Annotated in this window: 15 protein-coding genes; 14 read left to right on the plus strand and 1 reads right to left on the minus strand. The window is 69.2% G+C overall.

Going from position 1 to position 18,531, the window contains the following annotated elements:
• Positions 1-65 precede the first annotated feature (65 nt).
• The 7 genes from ABIE41_RS04500 (at position 66) to trmB (ending at position 7,081) form a co-directional block, all read left to right on the plus strand.
• On the plus strand, positions 66-1,163 hold the full coding sequence (locus ABIE41_RS04500; RefSeq protein WP_192643774.1) for a PhoH family protein: 1,098 nt from the start codon (positions 66-68) through the stop codon (positions 1,161-1,163).
• Complete coding sequence (gene ybeY, locus ABIE41_RS04505; protein WP_192643596.1) at positions 1,160-1,768, plus strand: rRNA maturation RNase YbeY; 609 nt, start codon at positions 1,160-1,162, stop codon at positions 1,766-1,768. The genes ABIE41_RS04500 and ybeY overlap by 4 nt, the downstream gene beginning before the upstream one ends.
• Positions 1,765-2,742: a hemolysin family protein gene (locus tag ABIE41_RS04510; protein ID WP_192643597.1), complete on the plus strand. Its 978-nt coding sequence runs from the start codon at positions 1,765-1,767 to the stop codon at positions 2,740-2,742. Before ybeY ends, ABIE41_RS04510 begins: the two co-directional genes overlap by 4 nt.
• Positions 2,742-4,337 (plus strand): apolipoprotein N-acyltransferase, encoded by a 1,596-nt coding sequence (gene lnt / locus ABIE41_RS04515; RefSeq protein WP_192643598.1) that lies wholly within the window; start codon positions 2,742-2,744, stop codon positions 4,335-4,337. The genes ABIE41_RS04510 and lnt overlap by 1 nt, the downstream gene beginning before the upstream one ends.
• Positions 4,338-4,460: 123 nt before the next feature.
• A complete protein-coding gene (locus ABIE41_RS04520; protein WP_192643775.1) occupies positions 4,461-4,874 on the plus strand; it encodes a helix-turn-helix domain-containing protein in 414 nt (137 codons plus the stop codon).
• A gap of 163 nt (positions 4,875-5,037) precedes the next feature.
• Positions 5,038-6,246 carry a methionine adenosyltransferase gene (gene metK, locus ABIE41_RS04525; protein ID WP_192643599.1) on the plus strand — a complete coding sequence of 403 codons (1,209 nt, stop codon included), beginning with the start codon at positions 5,038-5,040 and terminating at the stop codon, positions 6,244-6,246.
• 142 nt (positions 6,247-6,388) lie between these two features.
• Positions 6,389-7,081, plus strand: coding sequence for a tRNA (guanine(46)-N(7))-methyltransferase TrmB (gene trmB, locus ABIE41_RS04530; protein WP_192643600.1), 693 nt, complete (start codon positions 6,389-6,391; stop codon positions 7,079-7,081).
• Here the strand turns inward: trmB and ABIE41_RS04535 are convergent.
• Positions 7,056-8,144, minus strand: coding sequence for a DUF2336 domain-containing protein (locus ABIE41_RS04535; RefSeq protein WP_192643601.1), 1,089 nt, complete (start codon positions 8,142-8,144; stop codon positions 7,056-7,058). The genes trmB and ABIE41_RS04535 overlap by 26 nt on opposite strands.
• Positions 8,145-8,487: 343 nt before the next feature.
• On the opposite strand from ABIE41_RS04535, the gene rimP reads away from it, so the two are divergent.
• The 7 genes from rimP (at position 8,488) to ABIE41_RS04570 (ending at position 18,528) form a co-directional block, all read left to right on the plus strand.
• Positions 8,488-9,174 carry a ribosome maturation factor RimP gene (rimP, locus tag ABIE41_RS04540; protein WP_192643602.1) on the plus strand — a complete coding sequence of 229 codons (687 nt, stop codon included), beginning with the start codon at positions 8,488-8,490 and terminating at the stop codon, positions 9,172-9,174.
• 5 nt (positions 9,175-9,179) lie between these two features.
• Entirely contained in the window at positions 9,180-10,772 is a 1,593-nt protein-coding gene (gene nusA / locus ABIE41_RS04545) for a transcription termination factor NusA (protein ID WP_192643603.1), read from the plus strand.
• A 14-nt stretch (positions 10,773-10,786) separates the two neighbouring features.
• A complete protein-coding gene (locus ABIE41_RS04550; RefSeq protein WP_192643604.1) occupies positions 10,787-11,560 on the plus strand; it encodes an RNA-binding protein in 774 nt (257 codons plus the stop codon).
• Positions 11,557-14,394, plus strand: a complete 2,838-nt coding sequence (infB, locus tag ABIE41_RS04555) for a translation initiation factor IF-2 (RefSeq protein WP_192643605.1) — start codon at positions 11,557-11,559, stop codon at positions 14,392-14,394. Before ABIE41_RS04550 ends, infB begins: the two co-directional genes overlap by 4 nt.
• 98 nt (positions 14,395-14,492) lie before the next feature.
• The gene (rbfA, locus tag ABIE41_RS04560; RefSeq protein ID WP_192643606.1) at positions 14,493-14,921 is read left to right on the plus strand and encodes a 30S ribosome-binding factor RbfA; all 429 of its coding nucleotides are present in this window, start codon (positions 14,493-14,495) and stop codon (positions 14,919-14,921) included.
• Positions 14,914-15,861, plus strand: coding sequence for a tRNA pseudouridine(55) synthase TruB (truB, locus tag ABIE41_RS04565; RefSeq protein ID WP_192643607.1), 948 nt, complete (start codon positions 14,914-14,916; stop codon positions 15,859-15,861). The genes rbfA and truB overlap by 8 nt, the downstream gene beginning before the upstream one ends.
• A gap of 156 nt (positions 15,862-16,017) precedes the next feature.
• Complete coding sequence (locus ABIE41_RS04570; protein ID WP_192643608.1) at positions 16,018-18,528, plus strand: methyl-accepting chemotaxis protein; 2,511 nt, start codon at positions 16,018-16,020, stop codon at positions 18,526-18,528.
• The last annotated feature ends 3 nt before the right edge of the window (positions 18,529-18,531 follow it).

The raw sequence follows: 18,531 nt of genomic DNA on the forward strand, positions 1-18,531 counted from the left end.
CACAGGCTGACACGACGACACCCCGCCCGGACCGCAGCCCCCGCCGCGAGGCAACGCCGACACGGATCGACGGGCTGACGCGGGACGGGCTGCCGGCGACCGAAGTGCTGCTCTCCTTCGACGACAACCGCCTCGCCAGCCTGGTCTTCGGCCATTACGACCAGAACCTGGCGCATCTCGAGCGCCGGCTCGGCGTGGTGATCAGCCCCAACGGCAATCACGCTACGGTCAAGGGGCCGCGCGAGACCGCCGAGCAGGCCGGCCGCGTGCTGAAGACGCTCTACACGCGCGCCAAGGCCGGCGCCCCGGTGACCCTGGGCGAGGTCGACGGCGCGATCGAAGAAAGCAACGTCCAGCGTTCGCTGTTTCCGGCGGCCGATGCAGGCAAGGCCTCCTTCGACGCGATCGTCACGCGCAAGCGCGGCCCCGTACGGGCACGCAATGCGGCGCAGGACGCCTATCTGCGCCAGCTCAAGCGCAACGAGCTCGTCCTCGCCGAAGGGCCGGCCGGCACGGGCAAGACCTGGCTCGCGGTCGGCCATGCCGTTTCGCTGATCGAGCAGGGCGTGGTCGAGCGCATGGTGCTGTCGCGCCCGGCGGTCGAGGCGGGCGAGCGGCTCGGCTTCCTGCCTGGCGACATGCGCGAGAAGGTCGATCCCTATCTGCGGCCGATCTACGACGCGCTCAACGACTTCATGGAGGCGCGCCATGTCGAGCGCGCGCTGCAGACCGGTATGATCGAGATCGCGCCGCTGGCCTTCATGCGCGGGCGAACCCTGACCAATGCGGTGGTGCTGCTCGACGAGGCACAGAACGCGACCTCCGTACAGATGAAGATGTTCCTCACCCGCCTGGGCGAGGGTTCGCGCATGATCATCACCGGCGACCCCTCCCAGATCGACCTGCCGCCGGGCCAGCGCTCGGGGCTGATCGAAGCGGTAAAGCTGCTCTCGGGCGTCGAGGGCGTCGGCTACGCCAAGTTCGAGGAGGGCGACGTCGTCCGCCACGACCTCGTGCGCCGCATCGTCATGGCCTATGAGGGCGCGGCCCGGCGCGAGCGCGAGGAACGCGAGGAGCGGATGCGCGCACCCCTTCCCGAGGCGCCGATCGAAAGCGATACCGAGGGCCTGAAGCGCACGCTCTCGCGGGAGCGCCCGCGATGAACGATCGACCTCGCGCGCGGCGTTCGGCGCCGCGACCCGAGACCCGGCCGGCCCCGCCCGCGCTCGCCCTGCGGGCGCAGTCGCGGCAATGGCGCGCGCTGGGCGATCTGCCGGTCCTGCGGGCCCACGCCGCGCGAGCGATCGAGGCAGCGCTGGCGGTCGCGCCGGTGCAGCCCAGCCCGGGCGCCGAACTCAGCCTGCTGCTGACCGACGACCGGCGTATCCGAATCGTCAACCGCGACTGGCGCGGGTTCGACAAGGCGACCAATGTGCTGTCCTTCCCGGCCGCTCCGGCGGACCGGATCGCCGCGAGCCCCGTCCTGGGCGACATCGTCATCGCCTACGAGACCGTGGCGCGCGAGGCGGAGGCCGAAGGCAAGGCCGTCGCCGATCATTTCAGCCATCTCGTGATCCATGGCCTGCTGCATCTGCTCGGCGAGGATCATGAGACCGACGCCGAAGCGCAGCGCATGGAGGCGCTCGAAGTGGCGGCCCTGGCCCGGCTCAGCATCGCCGACCCCTATGCCGACGGCGAACTCGTCACCGCGCCGCCCTCCGTTTCATCCTCGCATGTTTCCACCCCGGACCGACCCTCACGATCATGAGCGACGACAGTCGACAGACCCAGCCCGAAGCCGCCGGCCGCGGCCTCACCCATTGGCTCAGCCATTTCCTGGACAGGCTCGGCCTGCGTGGCGGCGGCACCATCCGCGAGGAGATCACCGAGGCGCTAGCGCAGGGGAGCGGGCAGCTTGCCGATCTCAGCGCGCAGGAGCGCGCCATGCTCTCCAATGTGCTCAGCCTGCGCGAGCGGCGCGTCGGCGACGTCATGATCCCGCGCGCTGACATCATCGCCGTGCCGGCGGATGCCACGCTCGACGAGCTGCTGGCACTGTTCCGCACAGCCGGCCATTCCCGCCTGCCGGTCTTCGACGACTCGCTCGACGACCCGCGCGGCATGGTCCATATCCGCGACTTCCTCGAATTCATCGCCGGCCAGGCCAAGGCGGAGCCGAGCGCCGGCCTCTCCGAGCCGGCCTTCCACGATCTCGGCGCCGTCGACCTGACGATGACGCTGGCTTCGACCAAGATCATGCGGCCGGTGCTCTATGTCCCGCCCTCGATGCCGGCCGTCGAGCTTCTGGTGCGGATGCAGGCGACGCGGACCCATATCGCGCTGGTGATCGACGAATATGGCGGCACGGACGGGCTCGTCACCATCGAGGACCTGATCGAGATCGTCGTCGGCGATATCGAGGACGAGCATGACCTCGAGGAGGCGCCGACCATCACCCCCGATGGCGAGGGCCGCTACAGCGCCGACGCTCGCGCCACCCTGGAGGAACTCCGGGAGGCGACCGGAATCGACCTGTCGCAGAGCCCGATCGCCGAAGAGGTCGACACCGTGGGAGGGCTGATCGTGACGCTCGCCGGACATGTCCCGGCGCAGGGCGAGACGGTCGAGGGGCCCGACGGGCTGTTTTTCGAGGTGATCGAGGCCGATAGCCGCCGGGTCAAGCGGCTGAGCATTCACCGGCGCCCGGCCACCGAGGGCGAGAGCGCGGCGGAAGCGGGCTGATGCGGATCGCTGCTCTCGCCGATGGCGTCATTCTCGCCTGGGGATGGCGCAGGCGATCGATCGCCTTCGTCGCGGGCGCCTGCGGCGCGCTTGCCCTGCCCCCGCTCGACCTCTGGCCGCTGATCGTCGTGCCGATGACGGTGGCCGTCTGGCTGGTCGATGGCTCCGTCGGCGGCAGCGTCTTCGCGCGGTTCCGCGCCGCCGCCGCCGCTGGCTGGTGGTGGGGTTTCGGCTTTTTCCTGGCCGGGCTCTGGTGGCTGGGTGCGGCCTTTCTCGTGGAGGCCGACAAATTCGCCTGGGCGATGCCGCTGGGGGTTGTCGCACTGCCGGCGCTGCTCGCCTTCTTCCCCGCGCTCGGCTTCGGTTGCGCGAGGCTGCTCTGGTCGACCGGCGCGGGCCGCATCCTCGTTCTTGCCGTCATGCTCTCGCTCAGCGAATGGCTGCGCGGCCATGTACTGACCGGCTTTCCCTGGAACGTCTACGGCATGATGCTCGCCGGCCAGGCGCAGATCGCGCAGATCGCCTCCCTCGTCGGGCTCTATGGCCTGACGCTGCTGGCGGTTGCGATCGGCGCCGCTCCGGCGACGCTGGGCACCTCGGACGGCGCCGTCGCGCGCTGGCGGATGCCGGTTCTGGCGCTGCTGGCACTGGCCGGGCTCATAGGCTTCGGCTTCTGGCGCGTGCCGACGGACCCGGTGCCGCTCGTCGCCGGCGTCAAACTGCGGCTGATGCAGCCGAACCTGCCGCAGGACGCCAAGTTTAACGCCCGCAATGGCGAGGCGATCCTGAACCAGTATCTGGCGCTCAGCGACCGGGCGACGAGCCCGTCCACGCCGGGCGTCCAGGCCGTGACCCATCTAATCTGGCCGGAATCGGCCTTCCCCTTCCTGCTCGGGCGCACACCGCAGGCGCTGGCGCGCATCGCTGCGCTGCTGCCGCCCAACACGACGCTGATCACAGGCGCGGCACGGGCCGGCGAGGTGCTGCCCGGCGAGAGCCGGCCTCCGATCTTCAATTCGATCCAGGTCGTCGACGACGAGGGCGCGATCGTCTCGAGCTACGACAAGGTCCATCTGGTGCCGTTCGGCGAGTATCTGCCGGCGTTTCTGGAACGGCTGATCCGCAGCGTCGGGCTCTCGGAGTTCGTCTCCGTGCCCGGCGGCTTCGCGGCCGGAACGCGCCGGCTGCCGCTGGCGATCCGCGGCCTGCCGCCGGCCGCCCCGCTGATCTGCTACGAGGTAGTGTTTACGGGCGAGGCCGCACCACAGGGTCCGCGCCCCGGTTTCATGCTGAACCTGACCAATGACGGCTGGTTCGGCCTGACCAGCGGGCCCTACCAGCATTTCGCCCAGGCGCGGCTGCGCGCGATCGAGGAAGGGCTGCCGCTGGTGCGTGTCGCCAATACCGGAATCTCCGCCGTGACCGACGGCTATGGCCGCACGCTGGCAAGCCTGCCGCTCGGCCGCGAAGGCGTGCTGGATGTTGGCCTGCCGCGCGTCAGCCCGGCGACGCTCTATGGCCGCATCGCCGATTGGGCCTATGCGGCGATGCTGGCAGGCTTCCTGCTGCTGGCGCGATTGCTGCCCCGTGACTAATCCCATTTGGAACTTGTAAACCGAGGGGATAGGGTGCCGACCTCCACCGCCTTAAACCAATTGACTATGCTGTCGCCTGCACACATCCATCCGGGCCAGCGCCAAAAAAGCCAAGGCAATCCTATGTTGAAGAAAGTCCCCAACCCGATCGACCGCCATGTCGGCAGTCGCGTGCGGATGCAGCGCATGCTCGCGGGCGTTAGCCAGGAAAAGCTCGGCGATGCGCTGGGGCTGACCTTCCAGCAGGTCCAGAAGTACGAGAAGGGTTCGAACCGGATCAGCGCCAGCCGGCTCCAGCAGATCGCCAAGATGCTCGACGTGCCGGTCTCCTTCTTCTTCGAGGGCGCGCCCACCGGCGACATGCCGACCGGCGGTTTCTCCGATTCCGCGGCGAATGCCTATGTCTCCGACTTCATGTCGAGCAGCGAAGGCGTGCAGCTGACGAAGGCCTTCGTCCGCATCAAGAGCGCCAAGGCGAGGCGCCGGATCATCGACCTTGTCGAGACGCTGGCCGAGGAAGAGCCGGAAAACAGCTGAAAACCGGCTCCGAACGTTCGCCCTGTCGAACGATTCTCCCGATAAACGGTTCGGCGTGCTTGACGCCGAACACGTCCGCTGCAAAGAGGTTGGCCGTTTTTCGTCGATCGGCCTTGGTTCCAGGGCCGATCTCCTTCCATCGCTGACCAAGGGTTCCCCGACCGTGTCACGCCAGAATTACCTGTTCACCAGCGAATCCGTCGGCGAGGGCCATCCCGACAAGATCTGCGACCGCATCTCCGACGAGGTCGTGGACCTGTTCTTCAAGGAAGCCGCCAAGGCCGGCATGGATGCCGCGCAGGTGCGCGTCGCCTGCGAGACGCTGGCCACGACCAACCGCGTCGTCATCGCCGGCGAGGTCCGCACCTCGCTCGACGAGAAGGCGATGAAGAGCAAGGTCAAGTCGGCCGCTCGCCGCGCGATCAAGGCGATCGGCTACGAGCAGGACGGCTTCCACTGGAAGAAGTGCAAGATCGACGTGCTACTGCACGCCCAGTCCGCCGACATCGCCCAGGGCGTCGACGCCTCCGGCAGCAAGGACGAGGGCGCGGGCGACCAGGGCATCATGTTCGGCTATGCCTGCCGCGAGACGCCTGAGCTGATGCCGGCGCCGATCTACTACTCGCACAAGATCCTCGAGGTGCTGGCCAAGGCCCGTCACGCCAAGGAAGGCGGCGCCGCCAAGCTCGGCCCCGATGCCAAGAGCCAGGTCACGGTCAAGTACGAGAACGGCAAGCCGGTGGGCGTGACGCAGATCGTGCTCTCGACCCAGCACACCGACGAGACCTTGTCCTCGGCGGATGTCCGCAAGATCGTCGAGCCCTATATCCGCGCGACCCTGCCCGAGGGCTGGATCTCGAAGGACACGGTCTGGCACGTCAACCCGACCGGCAAGTTCGTCATCGGCGGCCCCGATGGCGATGCCGGCCTGACCGGCCGCAAGATCATCGTCGACACCTATGGCGGCGCGGCGCCCCATGGCGGCGGCGCGTTCTCCGGCAAGGACCCGACCAAGGTCGACCGTTCGGCGGCCTATGCGGCGCGCTACCTGGCCAAGAACGTGGTCGCAGCCAAGCTCGCCGAGCGCTGCACGATCCAGCTCTCCTACGCCATCGGCGTCGCCAAGCCGCTGTCGATCTATGTCGACCTGCACGGCACCGGCAAGGTCGACGAGGCCAAGCTGGAGAAGGTCCTCGGCGAGGTGATGGACCTGACCCCGCGCGGCATCCGCACCCATCTGCAGCTCAACAAGCCGATCTACGCCAAGTCGGCGGCCTATGGCCATTTCGGCCGCAAGGCCGGCCGCGACGGCAGCTTCTCCTGGGAGAAGACCGATCTGGTCGACGCGCTGAAGAAGGCCGTCGCCGCCTGAGCTGCGCTCAAGCAAGCAGCCCATCGGGCCGGAGCGGATCGCTCCGGCCCTTTTCTTTTGCTAGGGACCCGTCCGGCGCTACCTCGCCGCCTGCCCGGCCCGCCGTTCGACCGACCTGTCACGAAGCCAGAAGACCCGCCCGATGACCCATGACCATGATCCCGACCGCGCCTTCTTCGGCCGGCGCAAGGGCAAGGCCCTGCGCGACGGCCAGAGCGTGATGATCGATACGGTTCTGCCGCGGCTGCGGCTGCCGGAGGGCGAGATCGCCGACCTGGGGGCGCTGTTTCCGCAGCCGGTCGAGGCGGTGAGGCTCGAGATCGGGTTCGGCGGCGGCGAACATCTGCTCAGCCGCATGCGCGAGAGCCCGCAGATCGGCTTCATCGGCGTCGAGCCCTTCATCAACGGCATGGCCAAGTTCCTGGCCGTGATCGAGCGCGAAGGCCTGACCAATATCCGCATCTGGGATGGTGATGCGGCGTTGATGCTGCCGCGCCTGCCGGCCGGCTCTCTCGACGCGATCGACCTGCTCTATCCCGATCCCTGGCCGAAGCGGCGCCAGCGCAAACGCCGTTTCGTGTCCGAGCGGACGCTGGCGCTGTTTGCCCGGACGCTGCGTCCGGGCGGGCGCTTCCGCTTCGCCAGCGACATCGACGACTATGTCGGCTGGACTTTGGCGCGGCTGGCGCGCTCGCCCGATTTCGACTGGACCGACGAAAAGGCCGACGACTGGCGCCAGCCCTATCTCGGCTGGATCCAGACCCGCTACGAAGCCAAGGCGGTCGCGGCGGGGCGGGTGTCGAGCTATCTCACTGCTGTGCGTCGCGCATCCTGAGGAAGCCGAGCACCCGCTGCGCCGTCGGCTGGGCGATGGTGCGGAAATGCTGCCGGGCCCGATCAACCGCGGCGTCGGACTTGCCGAAATCCTTGCGCAGGCCGATCAGCGCGGCGGCGGTCTCCCAGGACCAGCCCAGCCCACGCGCAACCAGCAGCACCGCGTCGCGATCCGGCCCGAGCACGGCCTGTTCGGCTGCCGGCAGGCTCAGTTCCGACAGCACCGCCACGGCGCAGATCGCATGTTCCGTCGCGCCGGAGGTGGCGAAGCGGACGAGCGTGGCCTCGTCGAGCTGGTTTTCATCGCGGAGCCGGTTGATCTCGACCAGCGCCTCGTTGGCCGTGCCGAGATTACCCTGGATCTCCGCATCGGCTGCAACGGCCCGCGCGCCGCGCTCGACCGCGTCGCCGACGGCTTCGGCCATGTTCGGATCGAGACCGGCCGAGAGCCGGCGCCGGGCGGAGTTCTTCGCTGCCGCCATCAGCTGCGCGGCGAGTTCGGCCGGCAGGTCCCTGCGGTCGCCGAGCGCGGACTGGAGCGCATCGTCCTGGTTGGCGCGCATGACGAGCACGCCCATGCCGTGATGCGAGAAGCGGGCGCCGTGATTGGCGGCGATCGCGTGGGTGACGAGCCGCCCGCCGCGCAGGATCAGGAAATCGGTCACCGGCTCGCCGAGATCCTCGCGCTCGGTGATGGCGAGCATGTGATCGCGCCCCTTCGCCGCGGAGATGGCGACGAGGTCCTGATCGGTGAGACGAGGCGAGGCGACGAGGACGGGACGGGCCACGGCGATCTCGTCCAGCGCCAGCTGGCGCACCACGCCCGCCGGCGCGTTGGGCACCGGTGCCAGCCGCTCGGAGAGCTCGATGCGCGCCCTGAGTTCGATCGCCCGCGAGAGCCGGCCGATGACGACGTCGAAAATGCCAACCTGGTCGTCGTCCATGACGGCCGCGGTGCTGAGGAAGAGATCGGTCAGACGCGACAGGATCTGCGTGCGCTCGTCGGCCGAGCCGCGCACCATCGTCGTCTCGAGATCGCGCAACAGCGAACTGACAGAACTCATACCGCATCCCCAAACAACGCGCAGCGGCCCCAACATGGCGCAGAAGGATGACCAGCGGGTTAGCGGAATGCCGCACCAGAGTTTCGCGCGGTCGCGGTCGGGAGAGGACGCTTGCCAGCAGGGCCGATGCAGACTAAATAGGCGCCAACAGCTCTGGTTTCGGTATCAGCCGATGATCAAGAGCGGGCCGGAAGGTCCGCTCTTTTTTGTTGGCCGCAGCCCAGCCGGGGCCGAGCATGACGCCGATGGCCGGCGGCCCCCGCGCGGCCGCTCCCGGCGCTCCATGCGCCATCCTTCGGTCGCAGCCGGGCTCGAGCCCGTCTGAGAGGCAGGCAGCCAGGGCATGAACGAGCCGAACGCCAGCGAACAGGACAACGATCCCCGCCTCGTCGTCGAGAGCGGTGTGGCGGCGCGCGTCGCCGCGATCATCGAGCCCGCCATCGTCGATCTCGGCTACCGGCTGGTGCGGGTGCGGGTCACCGGCCAGAACGGCTGCACCGTGCAGATCATGGCCGAACGGCCGGACGGCACGATGAATGTCGAGGGGTGCGAGGAGGTCAGCCAGGCGGTCTCGCCGGCGCTCGACGTCGACGACCCGATCCAGGTCGCCTACCACCTCGAGGTGTCGTCGCCCGGCATCGACCGGCCCCTTGTCCGCGCCGGCGATTTCGCCCGCTGGGCCGGCCATCTGGCCAAGATCGACACCGAGACCCCCGTCCATGGTCGCAAGCGCTTCCGCGGCATCCTTCTCGGCGTCGAGGGCGACAACGCACTGCTCGCCCGCGACGACGCCAAGACCGAGGATGAGCGCAACGTCGCGATTCCGATGACGTTGATCGGCGATGCCCGGCTGGTGCTGACCGACGCGCTGGTGACCGAGTCGCTGCGCCGCGGCAAGGCGGGGCTGCCGCCCGCGATGCCGTCGGCCGACGAGATCGCCGCGCCGCCCAAGGGGCGCAAGAAGTCGCTGGGCCCGCGGCCCGACAAGATGCGCGGACAGACTCCGCCCGACACAACCGAAGAGGAGTGAGCGCCATGGTGGTCGCAGCCAACAGGCTCGAATGGCTTCAGATCGCGGACGCCGTCGCCCGCGAGAAATCGATCGACCGGCAGATCGTGCTGGACGCGATGGAGGACGCCATCGCCCGGGCCGCCCGCTCGCGCTACGGCGCCGAGACCGACGTCCATGCCGAGATCAGCACCAAGACCGGCGAACTGCGCCTGGCGCGCCATCTCCAGGTCGTCGACAGCGTCGAGAACCCGGCCGTCGAGATCACCGTCGACGAGGCCAAGCGCCACAACCCGGCCGCCCAGGTCGGCGACGTGATCGCCGATCCGCTGCCACCCTTCGATTTCGGCCGCATCGCCGCCCAGGCCGCCAAGCAGGTCATCGTGCAGAAGGTCCGCGAGGCCGAGCGTGACCGCCAGTACGACGAGTACAAGGATCGCATCGGCGAGATCGTCAACGGCGCGGTCAAGCGCGTCGAATACGGCAACGTCTTCGTCGATCTCGGCCGCGGCGAGGCGATCATCCGCCGCGACGAGATGATCCCGCGTGAGACCTTCAAGGTCGGCGACCGTGCCCGCGCCTATGTCTACGACGTGCGCCGTGAACCGCGCGGCCCGCAGATCTTCCTGTCCCGCACCCATCCGCAGTTCATGGCCAAGCTGTTCGGCCAGGAAGTGCCGGAAATCTACGACGGCATCGTCGAGGTGAAGGCCGTCGCCCGCGATCCGGGCTCTCGCGCCAAGATCGCCGTGATCAGCCGCGATTCCTCGATCGACCCCGTCGGCGCCTGCGTCGGCATGCGCGGCTCGCGCGTGCAGGCCGTCGTCGGCGAGCTCCAGGGCGAGAAGATCGACATCATCCCGTGGTCGCCCGACGTCGCCACCTTCGTCGTCAACGCGCTGCAGCCGGCGGAAGTCGCCAAGGTCGTGCTCGACGAGGAGGCCGACAAGATCGAGGTCGTGGTGCCCGACGAGCAGCTCTCGCTCGCGATCGGCCGTCGCGGCCAGAACGTCCGCTTGGCCTCGCAGCTCACCGGCTGGGACATCGACATCCTGACCGAGGCCGAGGAATCCGAGCGGCGCCAGAAGGAATTCGTCACCCGCACCGACATCTTCATGAACGCGCTGAACGTCGACGAAACGGTCGGCCAGCTGCTCGCGTCGGAAGGCTTCCGCACGGTCGAGGAGGTCGCCTATGTCGATCCTTCCGAGCTCGCCTCGATCGAGGGCTTCGACGAGGAGACCGGTGCCGAGATCCAGTCGCGCGCCCAGGAGTATCTGGCCGCGGTCGAGGCCGAGTTCGACGAGAAGCGCCGTGCGCTGGGCGTCGAGGACGGGCTGCGCGAGGTCGCCGGCATCACCACCGCGATGATGGTGGCGCTGGGCGAGAACGACGTGAAGAACGTCGAGGACCTCGCCGGCTGCGCCACCGACGACCTCGTCGGCTGGACCGAGCGCAAGGATGGCGAGACCACCCGCCATTCCGGCTATCTCGACGGGTTCGACCTGTCGCGCCAGGACGCCGAGGCCATCATCATGGCCGCCCGCGTCCAGGCCGGCTGGGTCGAGGCGCCCGCCGAAGAGACCGAGGACGCCGCCGAGGCGACGGCCGAGGCCTGAGCCGGAAACCCGCCATGAACGCGGCTCAAGCGCGCGCTGCGCGCGAGACGCCCCAGGCCCGCCGCGACGGGCCGGAGCGGAGCTGCGTCGTGACGCGGACGGTCCAGTCGCCCGACGAGCTGATCCGCTTCGTCGTCGGCCCCGAAGGCGTGCTGGTGCCGGATCTGCGCCGCAAGCTGCCGGGGCGCGGCGTCTGGGCCAGCCTCAGCGCGGCAACCGTCGCCGAGGCGATCAAGCGCCGCGCCTTCGAGCGCTCGCTGAAGACCAAAGTCGTCGTGCCGCCCGATCTGGTCGCGATGATCGACCGGCTGATGCACAAGGACGCGCTGCAGGCGCTGGCCATGGCCAACAAGGCCGGGCTGGTGCAGGCGGGCTTCGCCAAGGTCGAGGCGATGATCGGCTCCGGCCAGTGTGCCGGCGTGATCGAGGCCAGCGACGGGGCCGAGGACGGGCGCCGCAAGATCGGCCAGGCCCTGCGCCGGGCCGAACTGGCCCGCGAAGAGGCCGGTCTGAAGCCGCGAAGGCCTCACGTCGTGGCAATTTTTGCGAGCGAAGATTTGGAATTGGCGTTGGGCCGCCCACATGTGATACATGCGGCGCTTGCTCCGGGACCGGCGGCGGAGGGTTTCCTCTCCCGCTGGCGTCGGCTCGTTCGCTATCGGACGGGCGATGCCGGCGCAACCGACCCGGATAAGCCGACCGGTGCCAACCCCGCAGGCGACGATTCCGTAGACCAACGAACGACCGAACCGGCTGGACCGAACGCGGCAGGACCGAGCACAGAATGAGCGATACCAAGACCCCGGGCGACAAGACTTTGACCGTCAGCCCCCCGAAGACCCTGAGCCTGAAGCGTCCTGTCGAACAGAGCACTGTCCGGCAGAGCTTCTCGCATGGGCGCTCCAAGCAGGTTGTCGTCGAGGTCAAGCGCCGCGTCGCCGGCCCGGACGTCAAGGAGGTCGCGGCACCGCGCCCTGCCGCGCCGCCGGTCCAGCAGGCTGCGCCCCGCCCGGCTCCCGCCGCGCCGACGCCGCCCGCCCGCCCTGCTTCCGGCATGCTGCTGCGGACCCTCTCCGAGGACGAGAAGGAGGCGCGTCAGCGCGCCCTCTCCGACTCCCGCGGCCGCGAGGCGGAAGCCCGCCGGATCGCCGAGGACGAGGCCCGTGCCCGTGCGCTGGCCGCCGAGCGCGAGCGCCAGGAGCGTGAAGCCGCCCTCGCCCGCCAGCGCGAAGAGGAAGAGCGTCGCCGGCAGGAAGAAGATCGCAAGCGCCGCGCCGAAAGCGCCGCCCGCCAGCGCATGGATGAGCCCCAGGCCCCGCGTGCGCCGCAGCCGCCGCGCGATGTCGCCCCGGCCGCTCCGTCGCAGCCGCAATCGGCCCCGCCGCCGGCCGCCGGCTTTGCGCCGCGCCCGGCCGCTGCCGGCCCGCGTCCCGAATTCGCGCCCCGCACCCCGATGCGGGATGTCGGCGCGCGTCCTCCGCGCCTCGATTCCCGTCCGCCGCGTCTCGAGACGCCGCGGCCGCCGCGCGTCGATGCGGCGGCTCCGGCCGAGCCCGCCATCACCCGGCCGACGCGTCAGGCACCGTCCACCGCCACCCCGCGCAGCCGTCCTGATGACGGCGAGGCCCGGCCCGCTTTCCGCCGCCCCGGCGGTGGTGCGGGTGGTCCGCCGCGCGGCGCCCCGGCTCCGGCTCCCAAGACCCCGAAGGTCGGCGAGAAGCCGCGCGGCCGTCTGACATTGTCGACCGCGACCGGCGGAGACGACGAGCGTACGCGTTCGGTCGCCGCCTTCCGCCGCCGTGTCCAGCGCATGACCGGGCATCGCGCCTCGGACGTCGCGAAGGAACGCGTGATGCGCGAGGTGATCATTCCCGAGACGATCACCATCCAGGAACTCGCCAACCGCATGACCGAGCGGGGCGTCGACGTCATCCGCCTGCTGATGAAGCAGGGCGCGATGCACAAGATCACGGACGTGATCGACGCCGACACCGCCCAGCTGGTGGCCGAGGAAATGGGCCACACGGTCAAGCGCGTCGCCGAATCGGACGTTGAAGAGGGTCTCTTCGACACCCCCGACACCGACGAGACGCTGCTCTCGCGGCCCGCCGTCGTCACGATCATGGGCCATGTCGACCACGGCAAGACCTCGCTGCTCGACGCGATCCGCCAGACCCATGTCGTCACCGGAGAGGCCGGCGGCATCACCCAGCATATCGGCGCCTATCAGGTGAAGACGCCGTCGGGCGCCTTCGTCACCTTCATCGACACGCCCGGCCACGCCGCCTTCACGGCGATGCGCGCCCGCGGCGCCAAGGTGACGGACGTGGTCGTGCTGGTCGTCGCGGCCGATGACGGCGTGATGCCGCAGACGGTCGAGGCGATCAATCACGCCAAGGCTGCGGGCGTTCCGCTGATCGTGGCGATCAACAAGATCGACAAGACCGATGCGAGCCCCGAGCGGGTTCGTGCGGAACTGCTGCAGTACGAGATCCAGGTCGAGACGCTGGGCGGCGAGACGCTCGAAATCGAGGTGTCCGCCAAGACGGGCAAGAACCTCGACAAGCTGCTCGAGGCGATTGCGCTGCAGGCCGAACTGCTCGACCTCAAGGCCAATCCGGATCGTCCGGCCGAGGGCACGGTGATCGAGGCCAAGCTCGATCGCGGCCGCGGCCCGGTCGCGACCGTGCTCGTCCAGCGCGGCACGCTGCGCACCGGCGACATCGTCGTGGCGGGTTCGGAATGGGGTCGCGTGCGCGCCCTCATCGGCGACACCGGCGCCCAGATCAAGGAAGCGCCTCCGTCACTTCCCGTGGAGGTTCTCGGCTTCAACGGCACGCCCGAGGCCGGCGACCGCGTCGCGGTGGTCGAGTCCGAGGCCCGTGCCCGCGAGATCACCGATTACCGCGAGCGCCAGAAGCGCGACCGGATCGCCGCTCGCGGCGGTGGATCGTCGGCCGGCCGCTCGCTCGCCGACATGATGCGCGATCTCAAGGAAGGCGCCGGCCGCAAGGAATTCCCGCTCGTCGTCAAGGGCGACGTGCAGGGTTCGGTCGAAGCCATTGTGGGAACGCTTGAAAAGGTCGGCAACGACGAGGTGCGCGCCCGCGTGCTGCAGTCGGGCGTCGGCGGCATCACGGAATCCGACATCACGCTGGCCCAGGCTTCGGGCGCGGCCGTGATCGGCTTCAACGTGCGTGCCCACAAGGAAGCGCGCGAGGCGGCCGAACGGGCCGGCGTCGAAATCCGCTACTACAACATCATCTACAACCTCGTGGACGATGTGAAGGCGGCGATGTCGGGTCTGCTGGCTCCGACCCTGCGCGAGACCATGCTCGGCAACGCGCAGATCCTCGAGATCTTCGCGGTCTCGAAGGTCGGCAAGATCGCCGGTTGCCGCGTCACCGACGGCACGATCGAGCGTGGCGCCAATGTCCGCCTGATCCGCGACAATGTCGTGGTTCACGAGGGCAAGCTCGCCCAGCTCAAGCGCTTCAAGGACGACGCCAAGGAAGTCGTGGCGGGCCAGGAGTGCGGTATGTCCTTCGAGAACTACCAGGACATGCGCGCCGGCGACGTCATCGAGTGCTACCGCGTCGAGGAGATCAAGCGCACGCTCTGAGGCGTTGCGCTTCGACCCAGGCTGATCATGGCCGGGCTTGCCCGGCCATGATGCTTTTATCGACCGTCCATCCGGTCCGAACCCGGAGAACGAGAACCATGGCAAGACCTGCAAAACCCTCCGGACCGAACCAGCGCCAGCTGCGTATCGGCGAAGTCATCCGTCACGCGCTGGCGGAGCTGCTCTCGCGCGGTGACATCCATGACGAGGTCCTGGCCCGGCATGTCGTCACCGTGCCCGAGGTGCGCCTCTCTTCGGATCTGAAGCTCGCGACCTGCTATATCATGCCGCTGGGCGGCGGCGACGTGAAGCCGGTGCTGAAGGCGCTCAACGACCACAAGCGCTATATCCGCGGCGAGATCGCCCATCGGGTGAACCTGAAATTCGCGCCGGATATCCGCTTCCTGGCGGATGAGAGCTTCGCCGAGGCCGAGCGCGTCGATGCCATCCTCTATTCCGACAAGGTGCGCCAGGACATCCTGAAGCAGCCGCTGCGCATCCAGACCGACGAGCAGGACGATGACTGAGCCGGCCTCTCCGGATGTGCTCGAACCCCAGGGCCAAAGCTTCGCTCCGCGTCCGAAAAAACGCGACGTGCATGGCTGGGTCGTTCTCGACAAGCCCGTCGGCATGACCTCGACCCATGCGGTCGCGGTGGTGAAGCGAGCCTTCGCGGCGAAGAAGGCCGGCCATGCGGGCACGCTCGACCCGCTCGCCTCGGGCCTGCTGCCGATCGCGCTCGGCGAGGCCACCAAGACCGTTCCCTTCGTCATGGACGGGCGCAAGGCCTACCAGTTCACCGTGTCATGGGGCAGCCAGACCGATACCGACGACACCGAAGGCAAGGTGATCGCGACCTCGGATGCGCGGCCGGACGAAGCGGCGATTGCGGCGCTATTGCCGCGCTTCACCGGCACGATCAGCCAGGTGCCGCCGAAATTCTCCGCCATCAAGATCGCCGGCGAGCGCGCCTATGACCTCGCCCGCGATGGCGAGGAGGTCGTGCTGGAGGCCCGCCCGGTCGAGATCGACGCGCTGCGCATCGTCGCCCATGACGGCGCTACCACGACCTTCGAGGCCGAATGCGGCAAGGGCACCTATGTGCGCGCCATCGCCCGCGATCTCGGGCTAGCGCTCGGCTGCCTCGGCCATGTCGCGCATCTGCGGCGTACCCGCGTCGGGCCCTTCGGCATTGCCGACGCGACCTCGGTCGAGACCCTGCGCAAAAGCGCGGAGAGTGCGGCCGGCGCCCTTCAGCCGGTGATGGCGGCGCTGTCGCTGATCCCGGAGATCGCGATCAACCGCGATGCGGCGATGCGGCTGAAGCGCGGGCAGAGCGTGCTGCTGCGTGGGCGCGACGCGCTGCCGGCGAGCCCGGCGGTCTATGCCACCTGCGGCGGCGTCCTGATCGCCATCGGCGCGGTCGAGCAGGGTGAATTCGTCCCCCACCGCGTCTTCAATCTCTGACTGCAGCGCCGAGGCGGTCGATCGAAAGGTCGCGTTAACGGCCCGGCGCCTATCTCTCGGACGACAACGCTCCGGTTAGCGCGGGTCCCCAGCCGCATCAGAACGGCACGGCCCGCCACCCGGATTCGAGGCGGCGGCCGTCGGGGACACAGCGCCATGCGCGTCACGCATTTTCTCATCTGCACCATCGCGGCCGGTGGCGCCGCCATCCTGGCCAGCGGTTACGTCGCCTATCAGCAGATGCAGGCGCTCTCGACGGCGCGGGAGACCCGCAGCCTCGTCGTCGCCTCCGAGGCGATCAGCCGGGTCATCGAGCGCGCCGCGATCGAGCGCGGCGGCATGACCCAGGTCATCCTGTCGGCCGATCCCGACGGCAAGATCGCCGCCACGGCCAAGCAATCCGCCCAGGACACCGATGCCCGCGTCGCCCAGATGCAGGAGAGCGTCGCCGAGACGGGCTTCGCCAAGCGTGCGGACTATGCCGGCCCGGTGGCCAGCATCGCTCCGCGGCTCGCCGAGGCGCGCCGGATCGCGATGGCCGAGGGCACCAAGCCCCTGCAGCAGCGCGACCCCAAGATCGCCCAGCAGTTCAGCGCGACCGTGCTCGAACTGCTGAACCAGCAGACCGCCCTGCAACGCCAGATCGGCGCCCGGATCGGCGATCTCAACCCCGAGGTCAGCAACACCGTGTCGCTCGGCGAGTTCGCCACGACGATCCGCGAGGCGGCCGGCAGCCGTTCGGTCCATTTCACCCAATATGTCGGCAGCGGCGTGAAGCTGACGCCGACGGCGATCTCGCAGGTCGACCGCTTCGGCGGTCGCATCGAGCAGCTCTGGGTCCTGATCGACCAGGCCGTGGCCCAGATGGAGGTTACGCCGCAGCTGAAGGCGGCGCTTGCCACGGTGCAGAACGGCTTCCGCGAGGAGGAGGCCAAGACCTACCGCACCATGTACGAGGCGGCGCGTGACGGCACGCCGCCCGGCATGAGCCTGACCGACTGGCGCGCCTGGACGCAGAAGTCGCTGGCCACGATTCTCGAGATGCGCGACGCCGCCTTCGCCCAGGCCAAGGCCGAGATCGATGCCGGCCTGACCCGCGCCGGCTGGCAGCTGGCGCTGTCGCTGGTCGCCATCCTCGCCGTGACGGGCATCGTCATCGGCATCGTCGTGCTGTTCCACCGCGGCGTGGTGCGTCCGCTGGGGCAGCTCGCAGAATCGGTCGGGCTGATGCTGTCGGGCGCCGATGATGCGCGGATCCCGTCCAAGGTCGGCATGGTCGAGGTCGATGCGATCAGCCATGCGCTCGGCGATTTCCAGGAGAACATCAAGCGCATCCGCGCGCTCGAGCAGCAGGAGCAGGCTGCGGCAGCGGCGCGCCTCGCCCGTGCCCAGTCGATGGAGGCGGTGGTCTCCGATGTCGGCGAGGTGGTGGCAGCTGCGGCAGCGGGCGATTTCTCGGCGCGGCTGCAGATCGACCAGGCCGACGAGCAGATGCAGAAGCTCGTCGCCGGCATCAACGAGATCAATGCGGTCGTCGATTCCGCCACCAGCGAGTTCGCCCGCACGCTCTCGGCGGTCGCCGCCGGCGACCTGACGGTGCGGGTCGATGCCGCCTATCGCGGCAAGTTCGCCGAACTGAAGGGCGCCATCAACGAGACGGTCGACCGGCTCTCGGCCACGGTGAAGACGATCCAGCTGACCTCTTCGGAGGTCGGCCTGGCCGCCCGCGAGATCAACATGGGCGCGGACGACTTGTCGAAGCGCACCGAGGAGCAGGCCTCGAGCCTGGAAGAGACTGCCGCGACCACCGAAGAGCTCGCGGCCTCGGTGAAGGCCTCGGCCCAGGCCTCGCGCCAGGCGGCTTCGATCGCGAACGAAGCCATGGAAGCCGCCCAGACCGGCGGCACCATCGCCGGCCAGGCTGTGGACGCCATGGCCCGCATCGAGGGCGCCTCGACCAAGATCTCCGACATCATCCGGGTGATCGACGACATCGCCTTCCAGACCAACCTGCTGGCGCTGAACGCGGCGGTCGAAGCGGCTCGCGCCGGCGATGCCGGCAAGGGCTTCGCGGTCGTGGCCTCGGAAGTCCGCACGCTCGCCCAGCGCTCCAGCGAGGCGGCCAAGGACATCTCGGCGCTGATCTCGTCGTCGAACAGCGAGGTCGGCGAGGGCGTGAAGCTCGTGCGTCAGGCGGGCGAGCAGCTCAGCCAGATTCTCTCCGCCTCGAAGAAGGTCGCCGCCACCATCGCCGACATCTCGGCGGCGTCGGGCGAGCAGGCCAACGGCATCGACGAGATGAGCCAGGCTGTCGCCCATCTCGACGAGATGACCCAGCAGAATGCGGCACTCGCCGAGCAGAGCGCGGCGTCCGCCGGCTCGCTCTCCAACCGCATCGGCCAGCTCAACGACCTCGTGGCGGCGTTCAAAACCGGGCCGGACTCCGGCCACGCGGCGCATGCGGCACCTTCCGCGCCAGCAGGCGAGCCCGCCCGCCTGCGCGAGCTCGCGGAAGCCGCCTTTGCTCAGACCAAGGCGCAGGCGCCGCGCCCAGCGCCCCGTCCCGCCGCGCCCCGGCCGCAGGCGTCCGCTCCTGCCCCGGCCCCCGCTCCGGCGAAGAAGGTCGCCAACAGCCGCGCCAGCGATGCCGGTTGGGAAGAGTTCTGAGTG

It is taken from the genome of Bosea sp. OAE506, from assembly GCF_040546595.1.
In the GTDB taxonomy this organism is placed as follows: domain Bacteria; phylum Pseudomonadota; class Alphaproteobacteria; order Rhizobiales; family Beijerinckiaceae; genus Allobosea.

What these genes read in the sequence shown, in the direction of transcription:
- ABIE41_RS04550 (WP_192643604.1), top strand. Translation starts at nt 10,787, where the DNA reads ATGAACGCGGCTCAAGCGCGCGCTGCGCGCGAGACGCCCCAGGCCCGC.
- nusA (WP_192643603.1), top strand. Translation starts at nt 9,180, where the DNA reads ATGGTGGTCGCAGCCAACAGGCTCGAATGGCTTCAGATCGCGGACGCC.
- rbfA (WP_192643606.1), top strand. Translation starts at nt 14,493, where the DNA reads ATGGCAAGACCTGCAAAACCCTCCGGACCGAACCAGCGCCAGCTGCGT.
- trmB (WP_192643600.1), top strand. Translation starts at nt 6,389, where the DNA reads ATGACCCATGACCATGATCCCGACCGCGCCTTCTTCGGCCGGCGCAAG.
- ABIE41_RS04520 (WP_192643775.1), top strand. Translation starts at nt 4,461, where the DNA reads ATGTTGAAGAAAGTCCCCAACCCGATCGACCGCCATGTCGGCAGTCGC.
- ABIE41_RS04535 (WP_192643601.1), bottom strand. Translation starts at nt 8,144, where the DNA reads ATGAGTTCTGTCAGTTCGCTGTTGCGCGATCTCGAGACGACGATGGTG.
- ybeY (WP_192643596.1), top strand. Translation starts at nt 1,160, where the DNA reads ATGAACGATCGACCTCGCGCGCGGCGTTCGGCGCCGCGACCCGAGACC.
- lnt (WP_192643598.1), top strand. Translation starts at nt 2,742, where the DNA reads ATGCGGATCGCTGCTCTCGCCGATGGCGTCATTCTCGCCTGGGGATGG.
- ABIE41_RS04570 (WP_192643608.1), top strand. Translation starts at nt 16,018, where the DNA reads ATGCGCGTCACGCATTTTCTCATCTGCACCATCGCGGCCGGTGGCGCC.
- infB (WP_192643605.1), top strand. Translation starts at nt 11,557, where the DNA reads ATGAGCGATACCAAGACCCCGGGCGACAAGACTTTGACCGTCAGCCCC.
- ABIE41_RS04510 (WP_192643597.1), top strand. Translation starts at nt 1,765, where the DNA reads ATGAGCGACGACAGTCGACAGACCCAGCCCGAAGCCGCCGGCCGCGGC.
- rimP (WP_192643602.1), top strand. Translation starts at nt 8,488, where the DNA reads ATGAACGAGCCGAACGCCAGCGAACAGGACAACGATCCCCGCCTCGTC.
- truB (WP_192643607.1), top strand. Translation starts at nt 14,914, where the DNA reads ATGACTGAGCCGGCCTCTCCGGATGTGCTCGAACCCCAGGGCCAAAGC.